This is a genomic window from Limnofasciculus baicalensis BBK-W-15 (assembly GCF_024178385.1).
GTDB classification, from domain to species: Bacteria; Cyanobacteriota; Cyanobacteriia; order Cyanobacteriales; family Coleofasciculaceae; genus Limnofasciculus; species Limnofasciculus baicalensis.
Map to the genome: position 1 here is coordinate 1 of NZ_JAMZMM010000566.1, position 2754 is coordinate 2754.

Genomic DNA, 2754 nt, shown 5'->3' on the forward strand with positions numbered 1-2754 from the left:
GGGTTAGAGTCTGGACCAAGCTCTGATACGTTAATTCTTAAAAGGAATGGGATAGAGTACGATTTATACCAAATGAGTTCAGGCGAACACCAAATTTTGAGAATTCTAGTTGGCTTGACAGTAGACACAGCAAAAAATTCTATTGTTTTAATTGATGAGGTAGAACTTCATCTCCATCCAGCTTGGCAAAAAAGGTTAATCCAAGTCCTTCGAGAAGATGACTCAAATAACCAATATATCTTTACTACTCATTCTCCTACTCTGACCAAGTTGTTTTATGATTCTGAGATTGTAACTTTGGGTAATTTGGAAGAAAAATAATGCAAATTTGGGATAATTTTTTATATATTTTAATTGAAGGGGAACCAAATAGTCCCGAAGTTGAATTCATTGAGCGAGCAATTAGCAGATTGATTTCGGAAGCTGTTCTCCCGAATATAAACTACGATGTTGTTGAGATAGGTGGCGGTGGAAACTTTAACTCCATTGCTAAAATGATATATAAGAAGAGTAGTTTGCACAAAGAAATACCAGTTATTGCCATTTCAGATAAAGATTTCAGAACACAAAATCAAGTTAATGTCCAAAATGAAAAAACAGATGACCATCTAATAAAGAATAAGGCGGCTCGAATAATTTATTGGGAAAGACATGAATGGGAAAATTTTATTTTAGAAGAAACAGAAACGATAGCTATAATTTTCAATCATATCCCAACTCAAGCACCGAATGATAAGCCAGTTAGAAGAAATACTACAAACATTTTAACAAAAGAACAACTAGATGAATGGTTGCTACAGTATTTCAAGGACTCTATTGTTAAAGAGTTAGTTGAATGCTTAAGGTTCCGATTTCGAGAAAGAGCCAATACACGGTTTAGCTTAAAGAAACTAAACAATGAAGTCCTGCCTAGTCTGCCAGAAATTGAAAGTTGGTTAAGAAAAGAAATAGCTAGTGCAGCTAAAGAATATAGAAACAATATAAGAGATCAAAAATCTATGCTTAATCAAAAATTACAGGAAATGTCGTGGTCATCCTGGTTAAATGATTCTAGCACCATAGATTTTAACCAAGCCAAGACATTCTTTCGAGGAAAAGAAGCACTAACTAGATTATTTGGTCAAGCTGTCAATCATCTCTCCATCCAAAATCTTAGCTATGAAACCTTTGTCGGTGAGATACTTTTACGGGAGTTAGAGAATAACGTAAATGCTCTTATTGTTCAACAGTTAGGTGCGATGTTGAAACCTTATTTTCAGCGATGTTGCTAATTTCCAGTGAACGGATCTGCTCATAGGTTGCTAGCATAGCTCATGCTAATTCTCTACCCCAGAATATTTCTACCTGGCAAGACATTTGTCGTGTTTTTTTACCCATATACTGACGAGCTTTCAACAATATTTCTGGTAAGACATTTTTTAAATTTTCCTTATCCCTTACTGTGAGCTGGTGTTCATCCTTGTCTTTCTCTTTGATTTTATTGAGTTGTTGTCTCCTTTCTTCTCCTTTTCGCTTGTCTAAAACTCCAGTTTGACTTTCTAGTACAATTTGCCGCTTATGACGAGGAATGCGCCAGCCTGGAAGCAGAATATCTAGCGGGAAGGTTATCGTGAGTCAGATTTGCTTATATTTAGATGAAGATACTATCAATGTGAGTTATAATTTCAGCAGCTATAGACTAAGACATCATAATGATTAGATGTTCGATTCAGGAGAATTTAAACCTACTATGAATAGAGTAAAAATTTTCACCAATAGTATCTTATCTTTCCTCCTTCTATTACCTATGCCTATCCCTGCCCAAGGATTAGACATAGCTACTGGAGATTCCATTTTGTGTAAAAACAAAAAACTGGACACATACATGGCATTGTCAACCAAAGAATTTAACATCGCGATCTGTTTCCATGGTGAGTCTTGTGTCTATGATACTGCTGGAAATGAATATTTCTACATTGGGCAAGACAGGAAAACTAATAACCAAATATTTTTACCAGCAAACTATCAAATTTTAGATAGTAATGAATGGACAGAAAAATGGGAAGTATTCAATGGCAATTACAAATATGAGGTTTTTCAAACAAAGAAGCGAGGAGGATATAGTTCAATTTCAGTTTTTCAAAACGGTAGAAAGCTTTACAGTGCTGAAGCAACGAAATATATCTATAATTGTTATGATTAGTGCGCTAGATATAGAGTAGGGCTTATTAACTGTTACTCCATCGGTGAGGAAGCGATGCTGAAGGCGGGCGTTGCCATCGTTCCGGCGACGAAATTGAATGTTAAGTATGGAAAAGATAGATAACTATTTGTTGCGAAAATGATAATTTATGAATAAGTCTTCTTGAGATTGATGTAAAATCTTAGGCATGAGGCGTAATCAGATATCTGTAGTCCCTATCGGACACAGAAGGAAGGATTTAGATATGAGTGAAAAAAACTATATCCTAATTTCAGCAACTATTTTTAGTCTAGTTGCACTCTTGCATTTTATCAGACTCTTTACTCACTGGTCATTTCAAATTGGTACTGTTGCTCTTCCGCTTTGGGGGTCATTGTTAGGGCTTTTAATCGGTGCTACATTAAGCATCTGGGCATTTCGCATGATTTATGATTGGAAAACTAGCCACTAGTAATAATCTAAGTTGCTAGTTACTTATAACTAATAACTTGCAGCAGTTTCAACAAGTCGAAAAACCTAACCCCCCCAGCCCCCTTCCCTACTAGGGAAGGGGGAGCAGGAAATCTTACTCC

Annotated in this window: 4 protein-coding genes; all 4 read left to right on the plus strand. The window is 35.9% G+C overall.

Features of this window, described 5'->3' with window-relative positions; translation table 11 throughout:
* Positions 1 to 321, plus strand: a 321-nt coding sequence (locus NJ959_RS28155; protein WP_254015071.1) for an AAA family ATPase, incomplete at its 5' end; no start/stop codon positions are given.
* The gene (locus NJ959_RS28160; RefSeq protein WP_254015072.1) at positions 321 to 1271 is read left to right on the plus strand and encodes a hypothetical protein; all 951 of its coding nucleotides are present in this window, start codon (positions 321 to 323) and stop codon (positions 1269 to 1271) included. The genes NJ959_RS28155 and NJ959_RS28160, both read left to right, overlap by 1 nt.
* Before the next feature lie 458 nt (positions 1272 to 1729).
* Entirely contained in the window at positions 1730 to 2182 is a 453-nt protein-coding gene (locus NJ959_RS28165; protein WP_254015073.1) for a hypothetical protein, read from the plus strand.
* A 244-nt stretch (positions 2183 to 2426) separates the two neighbouring features.
* Positions 2427 to 2633: a hypothetical protein gene (locus NJ959_RS28170; RefSeq protein WP_254015074.1), complete on the plus strand. Its 207-nt coding sequence runs from the start codon at positions 2427 to 2429 to the stop codon at positions 2631 to 2633.
* The last annotated feature ends 121 nt before the right edge of the window (positions 2634 to 2754 follow it).

Excerpts from the sequence above, each read along its gene's own strand:
- NJ959_RS28160 (WP_254015072.1), top strand. The coding sequence starts at position 321 with ATGCAAATTTGGGATAATTTTTTATATATTTTAATTGAAGGGGAACCA.
- NJ959_RS28165 (WP_254015073.1), top strand. The coding sequence starts at position 1,730 with ATGAATAGAGTAAAAATTTTCACCAATAGTATCTTATCTTTCCTCCTT.
- NJ959_RS28170 (WP_254015074.1), top strand. The coding sequence starts at position 2,427 with ATGAGTGAAAAAAACTATATCCTAATTTCAGCAACTATTTTTAGTCTA.